Raw genomic sequence first — 20839 nt, forward strand, 5'->3', positions numbered from 1 at the left:
ATTACTGCTATTGCGTTTACAGGATTTTTAATTAAAGATTCACCAAAAGCATCGATGTGGTTAATATCCTATATATTGAATGTTTTAGGAATCATATTGGTAATTGTTGTTTTACCAGTTGTAGTAGTGGTATTAGCGTATCAAATGTACAAGTAATATAAAGAAAAAATTGAATAGACCAAATCGGAAGTGATATTAACAAAAAATGGGCATACTATCTAGTAATTCCCCCTTGAAGAATGATATAATGTAGTCATAAAACTTAAGGACGTGATCATTATGGGAAATGTTGTTTCTTTTAATAAAAAGACCATTGCTAACAATCCCATTAATAAACACAAGAAAAATTCTTTAGTTAAACAAGCTTTTAGTGAACTTTACAAGGAAACGGGTGTTGACTTTTATAAAGTAATCACTGGTGATGAGAAAGAAAATAAAAGACTTAAGTTCAAACAACACCAAGAAAAACTATTGTAGCTGATTAGCACATTGAGTCTGACAGGTACAGTTCAATCTATAATTCAAGAAGCAGTTACAACGAAGTTAGAAGAATTCGGTTACTATCAAGAAGATGAAGAGGCATGATTGTTAATACATAAATATTGAAATCCAGACCACATTTTCCTAACAGAATATGAAGTCTTTTTTACTCTAATAGATAGTAGCCTTAATGAATACTCCCGCCATTTATAGAAGTGGAAGTCCTCTCGGCGAAAACGGATAGACGCAAAAAAACGTTCCATCGTCATTACTGACAATGAAACGTTTATAGTTAGCTTGTGAAGCTTACGAACCTGTTTCAGCCCAAAATTGTTCAGATTCTTCGTCAATTCCTAATGTAATGTCTGAACGGAATACTCGCAATTGATATTCTGTATAGAAATATTGTTCAAGCGCTTCTAGAATATTGGATTGAATAATATATTGAGAGCGACCTGTTACCCAGATCTCAGCTGTATATCCATACTCTTCATCCCAAGCAAGTTGAACCTCTATTTCCTCAGGTTTTACACTACGACGATCTGCAATATTTAAGCAAATAGCGTTAATAATTTCATTAGTATATACTCTCATAATTAGAAAGGACCTCTTTGATTACGATCATCTTCATCATCACGACGATTACGATCTTGATAATGGCCTGCTGCTGCTGGCTTTTTGTTATTGCGAATGTATGTCCATGCTGCACGAATAACCATGAAAATAGCTAAAATTGCTGCGATATTAACTAGCAAACCAAGAATTTCTCCGAAACCACCCATGTTTGCGAACATACCGCCGAATAGCATTCCTGCTAATCCACCAATCATCATGCCCTTCATGAATCCGCTACCGCCGAATAGACCGCCAGATTTCGCTGTAGATCCTGCACCTGTAGTTGATTTTGTACCTGATGTTTTGCTTGAAGAACTTCCTGATTGCGTAGTGCTATCACTCTTTTGTGTGAAGCTTTGCTTGTTGGATTTGAATCCGCCACCTCTTTTTGCATCAGCTGTGTCACCAAAGCCAAAGCTTAGCGCAAGGAATACAGTAAGAACAAGCATTGTTATTAACCCTTTTTTCTTCAAAATAAGTCCCTCCTGAAAAGTTTCTTTAAGTTGCTATACTAGAGCAATACGTCTATTATATACATTGGTTTCACTTTTATCTAATAAATATTTTGTAGGTGATAGAGAATGGTCTACCCAGAGGAATATATTAACTATTTAATCGAATTTCATGCGACACGTGATTATTTCGAATGTCACGAACTGCTAGAGGAATATTGGAAAGAGCATCCCGAAGACGGTAATGAAGCATTTTGGGTAGGCTGCATTCAAGTTGCAGTAGGTCAATATCATGAGCGCAGAAATAATTTACGTGGAGCTCGATTAATGTATGAGTCGGCTATTGTGAAATTCACATTGCTACCAGGGGTCGTTAAGGGCATCGATGTTCAAGATATTACAGCGCAGCTAGAGCAGCGTGTGCAGGCTTGTCAGCTACAATTACCTTATAACGACATGAAGTTCATCATTGTGGATCCTCAATTAGGTGAACTGTGTGAGAAGGCAGTCGCGCTACGTAATTTACGTTGGGATATTTCGAGTGAAGAGGTAAGTGAAGAAATTATTCATCGCCATAAGTTACGAGATCGCCGTGATGTTATTGCTGCAAGGCAGGAAGCACTTCGGAAAAAATCAACCGTTCGTGGACTTAAAGACGAGCAGCAATAGTTGTTGACTTTATTAACGTAGAACCCGCAAATGACTATTATAGATTTGGCTATCACTTTTCAGCACAAAACTATGCGTTTTGCTGTTAAAGTCAATCTTCATATGATCTTCATAATATATTTTATGTCTTAGCTCGTAGTAAAAAGGAAACGGATCGGCAATTCCCGGAGCATCGTCAGCGATTGGCTCTTCAATCAATTCAAGGGTAGCAATGCCATTATCTCCACAGCCATCGCCTACAGTATCGTGAAGAAATTTCAATTTTTTATGTGTAGCGTTTAGAATAGGCATTAATTGCTGTTGTGCTGCTGGAGTAAATGTAATTTGCATAGTTAACCTCACCTTTGGCATTGGATTTATGAATACAGTATAATTAATTATGAGTTTATTTGTGGAAAATATCAACTTTGTTGTAAAAGTGTTAGTTTTGAACTACCTCTATTCGTTTGCTTAAATGAATAGTGATATTACATAGTGAGGGTGATTAATAATGAAGCCATTAGAACAATTCCGACTAATTAATACAGAAATTAAGCAATATGAGGAAGCGTTAGCGGTGCTATATTGGGATTTGCGTACGGGTGCGCCTCGTAAAGGAATGGACACCCGCTCCCAAGTGATTGGTACACTATCGGCAGAAATGTTCGCTCGTTCTACGTCACAGCAATTAGGAACATTATTGACTGAGCTTGAAAGCGAAGAGGTATGGAGTGAATTAAGCCCATTGAATCAAAGCTTAGTGAAAGAATCTCGTCTAGATTATGATCGTAGTGTGAAAATACCTCCAGCACTATATCAGCAATATGTCATTCTAACTGCTCAAGCAGAATCGAAGTGGGAAATTTGTAAGGAAGAAAACGACTTTGAAAGCTTTCAGCCTTTGCTAGATCAAATTATTACGATAACGAATGAAATGATTGATCTTTGGGGAGTTAAAGCATCGCGTTATGATACATTGCTTGATCAATATGAACCAGGGATGACTGTTGCTGAGCTTGATCGTATTTTCGGAGATTTGCGTGATCAACTTGTACCGCTAGCCGAGAAAATTGCAGCTAGTCCGTATCAGCCGCGCACGGATTTCTTGCAACAAAGCTTTGATGTTGAGCAGCAGAAAGCTTATAGCAAATTTATTCTTGAGCAAATGGGCTTTGACTTTGAAGCGGGAAGACTTGATGAAAGTGTTCATCCGTTTGCGACGGGGCTTAATCCAGGTGATGTTCGTATTACAACGAGATACCTTCCTAATGATGTAACGAGTGCGCTATTTGGCACGATTCATGAAGGCGGACATGCGATGTATGAACAGAATATCGGAGCAGAGTTAATTGGTACGACGTTATGTACAGGTACATCAATGGGCATTCACGAATCACAATCAAGATTTTGGGAAAATGTAATTGGTCGTAGTAGACCGTTCTGGAATGCTTATTACGAGGAATTGCAGTCTAAATTTCCTCAGCTAGCTTCTATTGATATGGATACATTTTATCGTGGTAACAATGTAGTAAACCCATCACTTATTCGGATTGAAGCTGATGAGTTAACGTATAACCTACATATTATTATTCGCTACGAGATTGAGAAGATGATTTTCAATGAAGGATTGCAAGCGAAGGATTTGCCGAGAGAATGGAATGAGAAGTATGAGCAATATTTAGGGGTTACGCCTCCTAATAACGCGGAAGGTGTGCTGCAAGATGTCCATTGGTCTGGTGGTGCCTTTGGTTATTTCCCATCATACTCACTTGGAAATATGTATGCCGCACAATTTATGAATACGTTAGAGCAGGATATGCCAGATGTATGGGCTAAGGTTGAAGCGGGTGAGTTGCATCCTATTAAAGACTGGCTAGCAGAGCGGATCTATCGATATGGGAAGATGAAGTCGCCGAGTGAACTTGTGCAAGAGATTACAAATGAGCCGCTTAATCCACAGTATCTAGTTGAGTATTTGAAGGAGAAGTATACAGATATTTACCGTCTAGATGAAGTGTGATGTGAGTTGTAGTGTGAGTATGAGATGGAATTGAAAGTGTTGAAGCACAGCGAATGCTGTGTTTCAACACTTTTTTTGGTTTGGAAGCCTGCTTGCTAGTTGAAACAAAGCAAAAAGTGTCGTTGTTTGGATCCGAATAGTGCATCTGTAACGCCAAAATTGATGCTACAGCGTAAGAATAGCTCGATTAGAGCTGAATAAGTGTACAAGTGTCGTTGTTGACACCCGAAGTCCGCTCGCTCCCTGGGAGCTCGTCAAAAAATAAAATTTGAATAACGTTTCACCATGTGGCATCGGACTGAATAGGCTATAGCACATTACAGAAAGGGAGTGATTGCTATGAAATATAGTAAAACTTTACTGATACTCATCGCGGGAATAATTACTGTAGCGGCTATATTAAGTGGTTGCAGCAAAAAGGAGGACTCAACAACGACTGTCCGAATTGGCGAGGTAACGAGATCGCTATTCTATGCTCCGCAATACGTAGCGATTGAAAAAGGATTTTTTACAGAAGAAGGTATTTCGATTGAACTTATAACGACACCTGGTGGCGACAAAACGATGACGTCATTGCTTTCTAACGTGATCGATGTTGCATTAGTTGGTTCTGAAACATCCATTTACGTAACACAGCAAGGTGCGGATGATCAGATTATCAATTTTGCTCAGCTAACGCAAACGGATGGTACATTTCTAGTTGCCCGCGAGAAAGATGATAATTTCAGCTGGGAATCGTTGCGTGACAAAACTTTCCTTGGTCAAAGGAAGGGTGGCATGCCACAAATGGCAGGCGAATTTACATTAAAAAAGCATAATATTGATCCACAGAACGATCTAGAATTAATTCAAAATGTAGACTTTGCTAATATTGCGCCAGCCTTTTCATCAGGAACGGGTGAATATGTGCAATTATTTGAACCAACGGCATCTATTTTTGAAAAAGAAGGTCTTGGTCATGTTGTCGCTTCCTTTGGTGTAGAAAGTGGACTTTTACCTTATACCGTATTTATGACGAAGCAAAGCTATATCGACAAAAACAAAGATGTCGTTCAATCATTTACTAATGCGGTGTATAAAGCTCAATTGTGGGTAGAGGAGCATACAGCTGCAGAAATTGCTGAAGCAGTAGCGACTTACTTTGATAATGTCGATCATGACATTATGGTTAGCTCGATTGAACGTTACAAGCAGCAGGGCTCCTATGCAACTGATCCAATAGTGGATGAACAAGAATGGAATAATTTACTTGATGTGATGACAAGTGCAGGTGAATTGAGCTCACGCACAGAGCATAGCGAAATTGTAAATACGACATTCGCTCAGGCGGCTATTGATCAATAATATTAATGCAAGGAGAGACGATCATGAACAAAGAAGCGATATTAGAGCTTAAGGATCTCTCCCATGTCTATGTCAATGATACAGGAGCCGCATTAGCTGTTGATCATATTAATCTTGTCGTGCATAAGGGAGAATTTATTAGCCTTGTTGGACCTAGTGGCTGTGGGAAGACAACGATCCTCAATATTATAGCTGGTTTGATTCAACCAACTCACGGTGAGCTAAGGGTATTGGGGGAGAAAATTAATTCTCCTACTCCAAAGCTTGGTTATATGCAGCAGCAAGACTATTTGTTCCCATGGTTGAGTATTCAAAAAAATGCAATGCTCGGACTTCATATTCGTAACCAACGCTCCAAGCTGCAAGAGGAAAGAACGGAGCAATTGCTTCTTGAACTTGGGCTTGAAGACACCTCACATAAATATCCCCATCAATTATCAGGCGGTATGCGACAGCGAGTAGCTTTAGCGAGAACACTAATTACTGACCCTGAAATTTTGTTGCTTGATGAACCGTTTTCTGCGCTAGATCTCCATATTAAAATGCAACTAGAGGAGCTAGTGCAGTCAACGCTCGATCGTATGGGGAAGACAGCAGTTCTTGTTACGCATGATCTGGCGGAAGCGGTAGCAATAAGTGATCGCATCATCGTGCTAGGTAGAAACCCAGGTCATATTCGGAAAATTGTGACGATCCCAAGAGATCTAAGATCCGTAGGTCCAATTGAGGCCCGGAAGCATCCTAAATATCAATCGTACTTCGAGGAAATATGGAATGAACTGGAAGAAGAGATGGAAAGAGGAGGAAACGATTAGATGGCTAAGTATGTTGGAGAGCATATGCAATTGTATCTTGTATATATACGTAATAAAAAGCTGAAAACATTACTTGTCCTCTTTACACAATTCCTTCTTATTACTTTCTTTATCGTAGGCTGGGAACTAGCGAGTAAAGCAAAGTTCGTAGACCCGCTTATTTTCAGCTCACCTAGTAAAATTGCGTTGCATTTGTATACGACCATTTCAGATGGCTCGATTTTACCTCATATTGGTATTACAGTTGCGGAAACGATCGCAGGATTTTTGTTAGGGACTTTGCTTGGTACAATCATTGCAGCATTATTATGGTGGTTTCCATTTGTCGCAAGGGTGTTTGATCCGATTCTAGTTGTGCTCAATAGTATGCCTAAGGTAGCGCTTGGGCCACTTTTAATCGTTGGGCTTGGACCTGGCTTTAGTTCTATTGTTGCGATCACTTTATTAGTGACGGTTATTATTACAACGATTAATATTTATAATCGGTTTCGCGAAACAGAAGAAGGATACTTGAAGGTTGTAGCTTTGTTTGGCGCCAATCGCTTTCAAAGCTTCTATTATGTTATTTTACCATCCTCATTTCCAGTCATCATTTCAACGTTAAAGGTGAATGTTGGCTTGTCCTGGATTGGTGTTATCGTAGGTGAATTTCTAGTTGCGCGTTCGGGACTCGGTTATTTAATTATTTATGGTTTCCAAGTATTTAACTTTACATTAGTGCTGTCTACTTTAGTCGTTATTGCGGTCGTTGCTACGATTATGTACCAAATTGTTAGCATGGTTGAACGAAAAATAGTTTCTGGCTGGAAAGAACGTTGAGCAAAAGCTATACTAGGAGAATCATATATACTTTGAACATCTCCTAGTATAGAAATGGAGCACTTTGTATGGGAATTCGTGTTGTTAAGACGGCAATCGCCACCATTATCGCCATTTATTTGGCGAGTTATTTTGATCTGAAGCCTGCATTATCGGCAGGTATTTTAGCGATACTAGGTGTTGAAGTTACGAGAATGCAAGGGTTGACGAAGACTGCTACTCGATTTATTGCATCCGTACTAGGACTTGGCCTAGCATCGCTTATTTTTGTGACGTTAGGATTTTATTATTGGACGGTTGCGATATTTATTCTCATTTCTTTCCCGATTCTTTCCCGATTTAATTTGAAGGAGGGTATCGTTACAAGTTGTGTTATTGTATTCCATCTGTACACATTTGGGGAAGTGACATTTTCACTTATATGGAATGAAATTGGTTTGCTCTTGGTCGGCTTGGGTTCAGCAACGGTTATTAATATGATGTACATGCCTAAAGACGATGAATCGATTCAAAAGCTGAGAGTGGAAATCGATGAAAAATACTGTGTTATTTTCAATAAGATGGCGATCACCCTGCGAGATCATACTTACATTTGGAGTGGAGAGGAACTACTTAAAGCTGATGCAGCGATTAAGAAGGGCAGTATGCTCTCTATTCGTAGTAAAGAAAATAACTTTTGGAGTTTCGAAGCGTATTGGTCCACCTATTTTGAAATGCGTAGGCAGCAACTGGACTCGATCGATCAAATGATGAGTAAAGTTGCACTAATTAATGGACATCTCGATCATAGTGATCTTATTGCTGATTTACTGGAACAATTAGGCCAGGATACTCGTTCTAAAATTTACGTTGGAGAAGTTAAGGACAAGCTTCAGGAGCTAAGTCAGCAGTTTCGAGCCATGCCGCTGCCACGTACAAGAGAAGAATTTGAGATAAGAGCATCGTTATTGATGCTTATGCATGAGATGAATCGCTATCTCGACATTGCAAAGCGCTTGAAGCGAAAAAAAGAGCATATTGAAAAGGAATTAAAGGTTGGAAGGGTAGAGTAATTAAATAATGATTATGAAACTGACAAAGAGCGATTGTAGCCATCATGCTGCATTCGCTCTTTTTGTTAATGAAATTTACGATTCGAAAATGTTATTGGAATATTCCAAGCGAATTTAACAAATATAACCAATTTAATGGTATAATAAACTTGTTTTGTGAAATTTATTTCTTAGGAGGAAATTATGAAAAGAGTTAAATGGATTTTAAGCGCAGCATTAGTTCTGCAATTAGTATTTGGTTTAGTGATGGTATCAGCAAGTGAAGGTACAAGTAATGATTACAAAAATCATTGGGCGGCAGTAACGATTGAGAAGTGGATTGAAAATGGATGGATAACAGGATATAAGGATGGAAGCTTTAAGCCTAATGGAAATATTACTAGAAGTGAATTTGCAGCATTAATAAATCGTTCATTTGAAGTAGAAAATAGTAATGAAAAGATAGAGTTCAAAGATTTAAATAGTGAGCACTGGGCATATCAAAATTTGCAAAATGCTGTTAGTGCAGGCTACATGTCAGGAACAGGTAATCAAATGATTTCTCCTGATAAATTAACAACGCGTCAAGAAGCAGCGGTAATGGTTGCAAAAATAGCTGCAATTCCAACTGTTGAAAATGGACAATTAACGTCCAAAGATGCCGATAAAGTAGCTATATGGAGTAAAGAAGCAATTATTTCTTTGATTAATGAAGAAGTATTAAAAGGTGACACAAATGGAAATATACGTCCTACAGATCAATTGACGCGCGCTGAAGCGGTTGTACTTATTGACAATGCATTACAGGCTTTGAAGTCAAAAGAAACATCTTATAATACAGCAGGTACATACGGCTCGCTAGATGAGGCTACAGTTATTAAAGGTGATGCTGTTATTGCAGCGGCTGGTGTTACTTTGATAAATGTTATCATTGAAGGTGACTTAACCATTGCTGAAGCGGTTGGTGAGGGTGATGTAACCCTTCAACAAGTTACGGTTAATGGGTCAACCTATGTTCAAGGTGGTGGAGAAAATTCCATACATATTGAAGATTCTGTCTTGTTACGCATTATCGTTGATAAAAAAACTGGTACAGTTCGTATTGTAGCCATTGGTGCAACATCTGTTCAAGAAGTATATGTGAAATCTTCGGTGAAAATAGAAGAATCGAATGTAACGGATTTGGGCTTCAATAATATTGAGCTTGGTAAAGAATTGCCTAAAAACTCTACAGTGAATTTGATTGGACAGTTCGAAGATGTCAATGTATTAGCAGCAAATATTGTTGTTAAAGTTCCAAGTGGTTCTATTCATAGCTTGAATATTGATGAGGGCGCGCAAAACAACACGATCTCACTAGATAAAGATGCGAAAGTATTAAGTCTTATTATTGATTCGCTTATCAAAGTTATTGGTGAAGGACTTGTAGATAAAGCTACTGTGAACGAAGGTGGTAAAAACTCTGAGTTCGATAAATTACCAACTACTATTGATGGTGTAGGACAAGGAAGTATTGTAACTACTCCACCTGCAGAAACGACACCGGGCGATTCTACAGGTGGAGGTTCATCTAATGGAGGGGGATCTTCTAACGGTGGTGGAGACACATCCAACGGAGGGAATACATCCACAGAACAAGGTGCTGCGATTCAAAGTGTGGAATTTGAAAATGCTGATGAAATCATCTTGAACAAATCATATGTATATGAACAAAATGTTGATGTTGCAGGCTTTGCACCTACGCACTTTAGTTACTTAGCAGTTTTGCCGCATGAAATTGATGCAAGAGATGTAACGCTTACACTAACAACAGACAAAGATGCTACAGTAAATCTTCAGGTTGAAAAAAGAGGCGTTCAAGATGCCAAGGAGTCAATTTCAGTTGTTGCTTCCAAAAGTACTACAATCCAGTTTGAACCTAATGTGGAATATTTAATCAATGCGACAGTGACGAGCGGTAACAAGGTTAACGTGAAATATTATCAATTCAGAATAACCTATGAAAGAACGCTTCAAGAAGCATTTGCATTAAAATCCAATAATAACTTTATCGATAATGAGTTAGCTATAAGATATCATTTGGAGTCTTCAATATTAGAAGTGGGCGATATCGTTACAGCTACAATTGCCGCTACAGATTCAAGTTCAGGGCAAGCAACTGTGATTACTTCGGAAGTTGGAGAAACATCCGATAGACCTATAGGAAGCAATATTCAAATGGATTTTTATTTAGCAACGATGGGTCAGTCTTCTGCTATTTATTTCATCCCTGCCACACTGATAGGTGAGATTAAGATAGTCGTTACACGCGGCGGCAAAGAAATTTATAATGGAGGCTATAATTATAATCTAACTCCTGTTAAAGTTGTTGATTCTTTAGAAGGAATAACTCCATATGTGTTAACAACAGCGGAATTAACTGAATTTGATCTTACTTCTTATTTTCCTTTAAAAGCGGCAAAAGCATATTCAATTGATATCTCTAAAGACAATTTGAACGAGCAATACGCGGATGCAGTTTCTTATATGTCTGTTTGGACACATGAAGAAAGAGTTATATCATTCGATGAGATTAAACAAACGATAAGTTACGATAATAATCAAATTAATCCACTTAATGACTATGAAAACAAGCATGAATTTTACCACCATATTTATTCGGAAGGAATTAATAACGCCGGGGAATTCGAAACAGAAGCTACCGATGTAGCTTATATTGTGTTCTTTAATAGTAAAGGCGAAGTATTAGGAGCTACTCCCGTTCATATTACATTTAATGAAGATACCATTGGTGAAAATGTAGTTCTGAAAAAATAATATTCGTTAGACAACTGGGAAAAACCCAAACATTGGATGATTGATGTTTGGGTTTTTCTGTATGTATACAGCATAAGATGATATCGTATCTAATGTAATTCGCTCATTTTCCGAAAATGTGGTCATAGAATAAGCTCTTATTTCATACTATTGAATTAACATGTAGCAGGAGTTTTGAGTCAACTCAAATAGGCGTAGGTTAGGCTACGACTCCATCTTACATATATGTTGAAAAATATATTGGAATTGTAGGACTACAGTAATCAACAAACGCCTATCACTTGCATACACTTTAAGTGAATGATTGTATGGAGGAGGTTAAGTCGATGACTAGAGCAAATAAACAGCTACGCTGCAGAGAAATTATTACAAAAGCTGTTTGCGGTAAAGGACGCAAGTTTAGCACATCAACTCACACAGTTACGCCACCGCATAGACCGACGAGCATTCTTGGTGCTTGGGTTATTAACACGAAGTATGAAGCGGTCAAAGCGGGTAATGGAGTTGAAGTAATCGGTACTTACGACATTAATATTTGGTACTCGTACAACAACAATTCGCAAACGGATGTAGCGAAGGAAAGCGTACAATTTGTAGAGAATGTGCCGTTATCCTTCCTCGATCCTAAGCATCGGGTTTCAACAACTGAAGTGCACGCTGAGTCAGTTACTGAGCCGAATTGTATTGAGGCGAATATTTCTGCAAATGGCGATTCCGTGCTAGTACGAGTAGAGCGAGAGTTTCTTGTTGAAATGATTGCAGAAACAAAAGTTTCTGTAGCAGTCGTACCTGATGGATGCCCTGATCCAGATGGTAAAGATTTCGATCATGATGAGCATGATGACGATGATGATTTCGACGATCTTGATCTTCTAGACGGCGATATCTAGAGGAAAATGCAATTTGTATAAGATATGCCGAACGTACGACAAACTTGAGGGCGAAAGCCCTCATTGTTTTTATTTATTTTCTTAAAATGAAAAATAAGATGAAGGCGGTTGAACCTTCATGGATAATAAATGGTATTTGCAGCTCGGTAACGCGAATGAATATAAGTTCATTGCGCAGCCGGAGCTGTTATTTTGTTCTTATGAGCTGATAAAGTATGCTACAAGTAAAGACTTGCTTGTTCATCAAGGTGGAGAATTGACTGCCACTGGTGATGAAGATAAGAAAGTTAAGCTAGAACAAGATGCTGATCGCCAAAGTGAAAAGACTCTTATCTGGCTTCGCTGCGACCAGCAGTATACTCATCAATATTATTTTGGAGCTCACCACATCAATATTAAGAGTGAAAGCTATATGGCTACTTCTACAACTGATAGAAAACGGATTTGGAAAACTAGAGGATTGCGCGTAACTGAACAACTTACGGATGAAAGATTATTTCTTCTGCGAATATTTGATTTTTGTCTACTTAGCTGGCAACGAGTGAATGCGGACTTGAAGCCTATGCAAACAGCCATGGCAGTGGAACGAGATCACACTATGCAAATTAAATATGATGGTTCGGTAATATCCGAGCATACACTTCGACAAATGGAAGTGTATGCAGGTCGTGCCTTATATGCTTTATGGCTTGATGCTGGTTCGGTATTAGTAGCGGTTAGCGGTACGGGAAGTATTGCAATCCGTGAAGTATGGTCACTAGATGACCTTCATTATGTGGATGATCAGCAGGCTATTTCCTTGTCTTTGGTTGCGCTAGCTGAAATTGCATCAGAGCAGCTGGAACATAAGTTGTTAATAGGGGCAGATCCAGAATTTGCACTATTGAATACATCCAATCAAATCGTACCAGCCTCGAATTTCTTCGATATCAATTCAGATACCAAGATCGGTGCAGATGCGTTGATGTCGCGCCAAAAAATTGTATATCCTGTGGTCGAACTTAGACCATCTCCCAAACGATTACCTCATCAATTAATCAATCAAATGAAGCGGTTGTTGCTAGATGCTGCACTCCTTATAGATGATCATAAATTACGTTGGGTAGCGGGAGCTATGCCAGTTGATGGGCTGGCGTTAGGAGGGCATATTCATTTTAGCGGTATTACAATTACACCGCGCTTGCTTCGCATATTAGATGGAATTGTAGCGATACCACTTGCAACGATTGAAGATCCATTGGGCAGAGGGCGCTATAAGCGATACGGTGCGTTAGGTGATTATCGTAGGCAGCCACATGGAGGATTTGAATATAGAACGCCACCTAGCTGGTTAATCTCTCCGGCGGCCGCTAAAGCCGCTTTAACGTTAGCGTATATTGCGATGAAAGACTATGATAGCCTGGCACCTAGTTTTTCACTTAAACTAGAATGGTGTCAGGCTTATGATGAAGGCGATTATGAATTACTAGCTTTTGCAAGTCGCACAATGCTGGAACAGATAACGACGCTGCCATCTTATTCAGAATATGCTAATGATATCGAGCCGCTGCGTAGAGCGATTGAAGAACAGCGTCATTGGGATGAGCAACGAGATATACGTGAGCGGTGGGGGATACCTAAAGAAGTCGTTCAAAAAGCAGACTTTGATAACGAAGCGAAGCAGGAAGCTTAATCGGCATCTTCTCGGCTTTCGAAAGCTCGCATTGGTATAAAACCTGGGATTTCTCACTTACTATTGAATAGTAAGTGATGGAAATCCTTTTTATTTTGCAAAAAAACTCGAACACTGTAACATGACATGCTAGAATGAATATAGAAGAAAATGAGATGTCTTATTTCCTGAATCTTGAGGAGGAAAGCAATGATTGTCGATTACTTTGCAGAAGGAAATGAACCGACAAGTATTACATTATCTTATTACGATCAGCTCAATGGTAATGACCTAGAATTGAAAGTAAGTATGATGTTTAATGCCACTTGTCTGTTCTCAACTGCTAATAACCTACAGAAAATTATCATTCAATATAACGAGGAACAATTAACGTTAGAGCGAAATATGCTTCAGACTTGGCTTGGATATACGCTCGATCAAATCGAATCCGAGAAAAAGTTTCTTAAGCAAGTGAATAAGAAGCTAGAAGCTGGAGAGCGGCTTCCAATCTAGCATAGTGGTAATGAAAAGTTTTAGGAGGATCAAAAAATGTCAGCTTATACACCGATGATTCAACAGTATTTAAGCATTAAGGAAGGGGTTCAAGATGCCTTCCTTTTTTTTCGACTAGGTGATTTCTATGAACTGTTCTTTGAAGATGCGATTCTTGCATCTCGGGAGCTTGAAATAACGTTAACTGCTCGAGGTGGAGGTTCAGTAGAAAAAATACCAATGTGTGGCGTTCCATATCATGCAGCGGATAGCTATATCGCAAGACTAATTGACAAAGGCTATAAAGTTGCGATTTGTGAGCAGGTTGAAGATCCCGCTGATGCTAAAGGTATCGTTCGTCGTGAGGTTGTACGGACGATCACTCCAGGTACAGTAATGGAATCTAAATCGCTTGATGGAAAGCAGAACAACTTTATTGCTGCGGTCGTGGAACAAGATGGGTTATTCGGTTTGGCTAGTAGTGATCTATCTACAGGTGAAATTTACGTCACTTCGTTTGTAGGGCGAATAGATTCATTAATGGATGAAGTGAATATTTATGCTCCTGCGGAATTGGTCGGGGATCAACCACTATTAACGCAATTAGATCAATCTAACAATTGGAGCAAGAAAGTTCCACTAACCCCTTGGGAAATGTGTTCTGAGGAGATGCTAGCGGAGCAATTTAGTGAAGAGCAAATACAAGAGCTAACTGGTGCTAGACGAAAAGCGGTTAGAGTACTATTAAGTTATTTGGAGGATACGCAGAAACGTAATCTAAGTCACTTGAAAATACTACATAACTACGAGCCGAACCAGTATATGATTCTTGATTACCATACTAGAAGAAATCTTGAGTTGACGGAAACAGTCAGAGATCGAAGTAAAAAGGGCTCTTTGCTATGGCTACTTGATCGGACACAGACGGCCATGGGTGCAAGACTATTGCGTCGTTGGATTGATAAGCCATTACTAAGCGCTAAAGGGATTGTACAGCGTCAAAGCGCAGTTGAAACATTGTATCTCGATATGATTTTACGTGAGGATATACGACGTGAATTAGCGCCTATTTACGACCTTGAGCGGCTTGTTGGACGAGTTGCCTATGGTAATGCCAATGCCAAAGATGTACATGCCTTGAAGCTATCATTACGTCGTGTGCCTGCACTTGTGCAATTATGCGAACAATCCAATTCTAATGTACTGCAACAATTAGTGAAAAGTGTAGATCCTTGTGATGATTTGGCCGATCTGATTGACACTGTACTTATTGATGATCCACCGCTTTCATTACGTGAAGGTGGTCTGATTCGAGATGGCTATGACAATTATTTGGATCAACTGCGTGAGGCAAGTAAAAACGGTAAAGTATGGCTCGCTGAGCTTGAGCGTAAAGAACGTGAAGCAACAGGAATTCGTACTTTGAAAATTGGATTTAATAGAAATTTCGGTTATTACTTAGAAATATCGAAAGCGAACGTTGCTAATTTACCTGAAGGACGCTATGAACGCAAACAAACGTTAACGAATGCCGAGAGATACGTTACGCCAGAGCTGAAAGAAAAAGAACGACTAATTCTTGAAGCAGAAGAGAAAATGGTCGATTTAGAATATAGTAAATTTATTGAGTTAAGAGAACATTTATTGGAGCATTTGGCACGTTTGCAGAAAGTTGCTGCAATGATTGCTGAGCTTGATGTCTATCAAAGTTTGGCGCTTGTTAGTGCTGAACTGAGATTTGTGAAACCGACGATAACGGAGCAATATGATCTTCATATTGTAGAAGGTCGTCATCCCGTTGTTGAATTAATGATGGAGGGTTCTTCGTTCATAGCGAATGCTACAGATTTGTATCGTGATGATCATAGCATTCTACTTATTACGGGACCGAATATGGCTGGGAAAAGCACATATATGCGTCAAGTAGCGCTTATTTGCATTTTGGCGCAAATCGGCTGTTTTGTACCAGCTCAATCCGCTACCATACCGTTAACCGATCGTATTTTCACGAGAATTGGTGCTGCAGATGATCTTATCGGTGGACAAAGTACATTTATGGTGGAAATGAAGGATATTCAGATGATGACAGAACAAGCGACATTAAGCAGTCTTGTCATTATCGATGAATTAGGAAGAGGTACCTCGACTGGCGAAGGTATGGCCATTGCCCAAGCAGTTATTGAATATGTGCATGAGCATATTGGTTGTAAAGCGTTAGTGTCGACTCATTTCCATGAGTTGTCACACTTGTCGTCATCGTTAACATCACTTGTGAATGCGCGTATGGCAGTAGAGGAAAGTGGAGACCATGTTACTTTCCTACGCAAATTAGTACCAGGTGCAGCGGATACTAGTTACGGAATATACTGTGCCCAGCTTGCTGGTCTGCCCGATTCAATCATTACGCGAGCATATCAGTTACTTGATGAGGATCCAACAGTAGAGATACAGCCGATTCGTAAAGTCGTTGCTCCAGTCAAAGCGGTCAACGCTTCTACTACGATAAGTCAAGCTGAAGCAGATCAGCATATGGAACGAGCGCACACGATTGCTACAGCTTCAGATGATACGGAACGAGCGTATTCTGTAGCTGAATCAGCATCCGTTACCATGCAAGCAACGCAGCTAATTGCTGAGGCTACTGACAGCCCAACTGCTACTCTAGCTGCAGATGTGGTCCAGCTCTCAATATTTGAAGAAGCATCGATTGAAAAAGCGAAACCGAAGCTATCTAGCTCGGAGGAGCAAGTCGTAAAGCAGCTTAAAAAGCTGGATTTGTTCAATATGACACCGATGCAAGCGATGAATATTTTGAATGAATTGAAAACTAAACTACATTAATTATTAATGACATTAAATATAGTGCAAAGCTCATTTGGAGAGGAGGATAAGCAATGAAAAGAGTGAAATTACTGGATGAACAATTAGCGAATCAGATTGCGGCAGGGGAAGTGGTTGAGCGTCCAGCCTCAGTAGTGAAGGAGCTAGTAGAAAATGCGATAGATGCAGGCAGTACGACGATTGATGTTACAGTCGAAGAAGGTGGCTTAGCTTATATTCGCGTAACAGATAATGGTGATGGCATCGAGCAAGAGGATATGCTAACTGCATTCGAACGCCATGCAACGAGTAAAATATCTACAAGCAGTGATCTCTTCCGAATTGCGAGCTTAGGTTTTCGTGGTGAGGCATTGCCAAGTATAGCTGCTGTGGCAAAGGTCGAATGCATATCTTCCATTCATCAAAGTGGACTTGCTCATAAGTTAATTATTGAAGCAGGCAAGCGTGTCGTAGACGAACCATGTAATGCTCCAAGAGGTACCGATATGATCGTCAAAGATTTGTTTTTCAATACGCCTGCTCGCTTGAAATATATGAAAACAATTCAGACAGAACTTGGGCATATTTCAGATTATATGAATCGGATTGCATTAGCGCATCCAGGTATTGCGATTACGTTAAAGCATAATGGAAATATGTTGCTGCGGACACTTGGAACGGGTGATCGATTGCAAGTTATTGCTGCTATCTATGGAACAAGTACTGCGAAAACGATGATAGCGATTGACGGCTCGGATCCAGATTATGAGATTATCGGTTATATATCGAAGCCTGAACTAACACGTGCTAATCGTAACGGTATGACTGTCATTGTGAACGGCAGGTATATTAAAAGTATTGCGGTCAATCATGCTATAGCAGAGGCATATCATACGCTGCTGCCTATAAATCGTTTTCCACTTGCTATCATTGAAATTCAGATGCATCCTGCATTGCTAGATGTCAATGTGCATCCTTCGAAATTAGAAGTGCGCTTTAGTAAGGAAGTGGAGCTTAAAGCATTAATTGAACAGGCTGTTCGTGAAAAACTGGGAAATCTTCGTTATACACCTGGAATGGATGCTGTTAAGCGTCCTGACCGTTCTGGTCCTTCATTGGTTCAAGATTCGATCTCGTTTCATGTTGCAGATGGGGGCTTGAAGTACGGCGCACCATCAAAACAAATTACGTTCGGCAACGATCAAGGGCGTGAAGCGAAGCCTGTTGCAGGTAATCGTAGTTATGATATACAGGGTGGCACAGCTGAATTTATCCCGAAAGACGCAACAGCGAGATTGTATGGTAGAGCAGCGGGTTCAAACGACAATACATCCGAATCTGCAACAGTTACGGGCAATGGAATGAGTGGTAAAGCTTATGGGCAGATGACTGAAGCTAATACTATAGTTAACGAAACAACTGAACATAATAATCAAGGTCAGCAGTTCGATAGCGAAAGTACTGAGCAGGTTTCTAAAGTGACTCATAATTTGAACGGATGGCAACAACAAGGCGATCCAGATCAAAGAAATGAGAGCAGTGAACGAAATCGTGATTTCCCAGAATTGCATTGGATTGGTCAGCATCATGGCACATATATTATTGCTCAGTCTGATGATGGGCTTTATCTGATCGACCAACATGCTGCTCATGAGCGCATTAATTATGAATATTTCTTATATAAATTTGGCCATCCACAGCTGGCTAGTCAACAACTACTTGTGCCGATCACGATGGAATTTACGCCCGGCGATGCGGAGGCATTACGAGAGCTATTGCCTTATATGGAACAAGCAGGAGTAGTGATGGAGCCGTTCGGACAACAAACGTATCTTGTACGTGCATATCCTGAATGGCTTCCAACTGGACAAGAACAGATGATCCTTGAGGAAATGGCAGACTATGTAATCTCAGAACGGAAAAAGATCGATATTATGAAATTCCGCGAAGAAGCAGCGATTATGTGTTCTTGTAAAGCGTCGATTAAAGCAAATGATCGGATGAATCGTGAAGAAGGTGATGTGTTGCTAAGAAGACTAGCGGCATGTACCCAGCCGTATACTTGTCCTCATGGTCGACCTATTATTGTTCATCTATCGACGTATCAATTGGAGAAAATGTTTAAGCGGGTGATGAGTTGATCGTAACGACGTCTCAGGCGCCGACTAGTAACTTGCTACAACAGGCTAAGCGATTAGCCAACGAGTTGTCTGCACTACTAGTCGCGCGAAGACAATTGACGGTATCAAAGCTATTACAACAAAGTGAAGACGGAAAAGTACTCGTAGCTACTGATGGCGAATTGCGCTTGTATGACCTAGAGGCAAAGGAACCAAACAAACCGCTAATCTATCATCCAAGTATGGCTTTTGTGAAGTTAAAGTCGATGCTGCGCGGGGGCCATGAAACATTGATTACGTTAAGTCGATGTGAAGCGGGTGATACTGTATTGGATTGTACCGCCGGTCTTTGTTCTGATACGCTCCTATTCTCGATGACAGTTGGCGATCAAGGAAAGGTCATTGCGCTGGAAAGTCAACGTTTGTTGTATACGATTGTCCGTGAAGGACTAGCAACTTATGAAACGTCAGTACAAGAAATAGAGCAAGCGATGCGCAGAATTGAGCTTAGATGTGAAGCGCATGATCAATATTTAGCTGGGCTGGACGATCAAAGTGTAGATATTGTATATTTTGATCCAATGTTCCGCCAGCCATTGCATGAATCAAGTGCGATTAAAGCGATTCGTACGGTAGCTAATCCGAATGCCCTTGTGTTGTCTAGTATAGAGCATGCAAAGCGTGTTGCTCGTAAATGTGTTATTTTGAAGGAACATAGTATGAGTGAAGAGTTTGAAAGGCTTGCGATTCCTCGGACGAATGATGTACGAGGGAATAAAATTGCATATGGTGCTTGGTATGCATCAGATCTAGCGTGAAGCATATAATTAAGGAAGTGGAAGCAATTTTGAAGAAACCATTATTAGTACTGATTGGTCCTACTGCAGTAGGGAAGACAGCACTAAGTATAGAACTTGCCAAGCAATATAATGCTGAAATCATATCTGGAGATTCGATGCAAGTATATCGCGGCATGGATATCGGTACAGCGAAGATTAAGATGGAAGAAAGAGAAGGTATCGTTCATCATTTGATTGATATATGCGAGCCAGAAGAGTCTTATTCAGCAGCTGACTTTCAGACGAATGCTCGTGCCTTAATTGATGATATATATGCAAGAGGCAAACTACCATTTATCGTAGGTGGTACAGGGCTTTATATTGAATCACTCTGCTATCAATATCGGTTTGCAGATAAAGGTTCAGATGAAGTGTTTCGTCTTGCACAAGAACGATTTGTTGAAGAGCAAGGTCCCGAGGCGTTACATGAGCGATTAGCTGCAATTGATCCGACTACCGCAGAGCGACTTCATTATAATGATGTCCGCCGGGTGATACGTGCATTAGAAGTGCATCATGTTACAGGGATCACATTTAGCGAGCAACAGAAGGATCAAGTGAAGGAATCGCCATATGATCTATGTATACTTGGCTTGACGAGAGATCGTAAAAAGCTATATGCTCGTATTGAAGAGCGGATCGATCTCATGCTTGGGGAAGGGTTACTAGATGAGGTGAAATCACTGTTAGCTCGTGATTTGCCATTGCACGCGGTACCACTTCAAGCGCTCGGCTACAAGGAAATGATCGCTTATTTGCATGACGAATGTAGTTATGAAGCGGCGCTAGAGCTATTAAAGCGTGATACAAGACGATTTGCGAAACGGCAGCTTTCATGGTTCCGACATATGAAAGATATTCAGTGGATCGACATGGATGAAAATTTTCACAACAATTTACAATGTATTCATGCTATAATAGCAGGAAAGTTTCAAGATCATCTTGAATATATTACTAATCAAACTTATAAGTAGGCGGGGGTAACG

Annotated in this window: 18 protein-coding genes; 15 read left to right on the forward strand and 3 right to left on the reverse strand. The window is 39.9% G+C overall.

Annotation, left to right across the window (positions count from 1 at the left end; genetic code table 11):
- Window positions 1-279: 279 nt before the first annotated feature.
- Window positions 280-477 carry a hypothetical protein gene (locus tag AC1TO5_RS17095; RefSeq protein WP_482064050.1) on the forward strand — a complete coding sequence of 66 codons (198 nt, stop codon included), beginning with the start codon at window positions 280-282 and terminating at the stop codon, window positions 475-477.
- Window positions 478-786: 309 nt separating this feature from the next.
- On the opposite strand, the gene AC1TO5_RS17100 is transcribed toward AC1TO5_RS17095, so the two are convergent.
- Together AC1TO5_RS17100 and AC1TO5_RS17105 are read right to left on the reverse strand one after the other, a co-directional pair.
- The gene (locus tag AC1TO5_RS17100; RefSeq protein WP_482064051.1) at window positions 787-1074 is read right to left on the reverse strand and encodes a DUF2653 family protein; all 288 of its coding nucleotides are present in this window, start codon (window positions 1072-1074) and stop codon (window positions 787-789) included.
- Between the two features lie 2 nt (window positions 1075-1076).
- Window positions 1077-1568 carry a hypothetical protein gene (locus AC1TO5_RS17105; protein ID WP_482064052.1) on the reverse strand — a complete coding sequence of 164 codons (492 nt, stop codon included), beginning with the start codon at window positions 1566-1568 and terminating at the stop codon, window positions 1077-1079.
- Window positions 1569-1676: 108 nt separating this feature from the next.
- On the opposite strand from AC1TO5_RS17105, the gene AC1TO5_RS17110 reads away from it, so the two are divergent.
- Window positions 1677-2216 (forward strand): DUF309 domain-containing protein, encoded by a 540-nt coding sequence (locus AC1TO5_RS17110; RefSeq protein WP_482064053.1) that lies wholly within the window; start codon window positions 1677-1679, stop codon window positions 2214-2216.
- A gap of 12 nt (window positions 2217-2228) precedes the next feature.
- Here AC1TO5_RS17110 and AC1TO5_RS17115 read toward each other — a convergent pair whose 3' ends face one another.
- Entirely contained in the window at window positions 2229-2546 is a 318-nt protein-coding gene (locus tag AC1TO5_RS17115; RefSeq protein ID WP_482064054.1) for an iron-sulfur cluster biosynthesis family protein, read from the reverse strand.
- 160 nt (window positions 2547-2706) lie between these two features.
- Here AC1TO5_RS17115 and AC1TO5_RS17120 point away from each other — a divergent pair, with 160 nt between their 5' ends.
- From AC1TO5_RS17120 to miaA, 13 genes are all read left to right on the forward strand, one after another.
- On the forward strand, window positions 2707-4215 hold the full coding sequence (locus AC1TO5_RS17120; RefSeq protein WP_482064055.1) for a carboxypeptidase M32: 1509 nt from the start codon (window positions 2707-2709) through the stop codon (window positions 4213-4215).
- A 339-nt stretch (window positions 4216-4554) separates the two neighbouring features.
- Window positions 4555-5559 carry an ABC transporter substrate-binding protein gene (locus tag AC1TO5_RS17125; RefSeq protein ID WP_482064056.1) on the forward strand — a complete coding sequence of 335 codons (1005 nt, stop codon included), beginning with the start codon at window positions 4555-4557 and terminating at the stop codon, window positions 5557-5559.
- 23 nt (window positions 5560-5582) lie between these two features.
- Window positions 5583-6374, forward strand: a complete 792-nt coding sequence (locus AC1TO5_RS17130; protein ID WP_482064057.1) for an ABC transporter ATP-binding protein — start codon at window positions 5583-5585, stop codon at window positions 6372-6374.
- Window positions 6375-7193, forward strand: a complete 819-nt coding sequence (locus AC1TO5_RS17135; RefSeq protein WP_482064058.1) for an ABC transporter permease — start codon at window positions 6375-6377, stop codon at window positions 7191-7193. It begins immediately after the preceding gene.
- A gap of 68 nt (window positions 7194-7261) precedes the next feature.
- Window positions 7262-8245 carry an aromatic acid exporter family protein gene (locus tag AC1TO5_RS17140; protein ID WP_482064059.1) on the forward strand — a complete coding sequence of 328 codons (984 nt, stop codon included), beginning with the start codon at window positions 7262-7264 and terminating at the stop codon, window positions 8243-8245.
- A gap of 183 nt (window positions 8246-8428) precedes the next feature.
- A complete protein-coding gene (locus AC1TO5_RS17145; protein WP_482064060.1) occupies window positions 8429-11041 on the forward strand; it encodes an S-layer homology domain-containing protein in 2613 nt (870 codons plus the stop codon).
- A 326-nt stretch (window positions 11042-11367) separates the two neighbouring features.
- Complete coding sequence (locus AC1TO5_RS17150) at window positions 11368-11931, forward strand: outer spore coat protein CotE (RefSeq protein ID WP_482064061.1); 564 nt, start codon at window positions 11368-11370, stop codon at window positions 11929-11931.
- 118 nt (window positions 11932-12049) lie between these two features.
- Window positions 12050-13603 (forward strand): putative amidoligase domain-containing protein, encoded by a 1554-nt coding sequence (locus AC1TO5_RS17155; RefSeq protein ID WP_482064062.1) that lies wholly within the window; start codon window positions 12050-12052, stop codon window positions 13601-13603.
- Between the two features lie 189 nt (window positions 13604-13792).
- Complete coding sequence (locus AC1TO5_RS17160; RefSeq protein ID WP_482064063.1) at window positions 13793-14095, forward strand: hypothetical protein; 303 nt, start codon at window positions 13793-13795, stop codon at window positions 14093-14095.
- 36 nt (window positions 14096-14131) lie between these two features.
- Complete coding sequence (gene mutS, locus AC1TO5_RS17165; protein ID WP_482064064.1) at window positions 14132-16915, forward strand: DNA mismatch repair protein MutS; 2784 nt, start codon at window positions 14132-14134, stop codon at window positions 16913-16915.
- A 53-nt stretch (window positions 16916-16968) separates the two neighbouring features.
- Window positions 16969-19035 carry a DNA mismatch repair endonuclease MutL gene (gene mutL, locus AC1TO5_RS17170; protein ID WP_482064065.1) on the forward strand — a complete coding sequence of 689 codons (2067 nt, stop codon included), beginning with the start codon at window positions 16969-16971 and terminating at the stop codon, window positions 19033-19035.
- Entirely contained in the window at window positions 19032-19832 is an 801-nt protein-coding gene (locus AC1TO5_RS17175) for a class I SAM-dependent methyltransferase (protein ID WP_482064066.1), read from the forward strand. The genes mutL and AC1TO5_RS17175 overlap by 4 nt, the downstream gene beginning before the upstream one ends.
- A gap of 29 nt (window positions 19833-19861) precedes the next feature.
- A complete protein-coding gene (gene miaA, locus AC1TO5_RS17180) occupies window positions 19862-20827 on the forward strand; it encodes a tRNA (adenosine(37)-N6)-dimethylallyltransferase MiaA (protein ID WP_482064067.1) in 966 nt (321 codons plus the stop codon).
- Window positions 20828-20839 lie beyond the last annotated feature (12 nt).

The sequence above is a fragment of the Paenibacillus sp. Y930 genome (assembly GCF_056786375.1).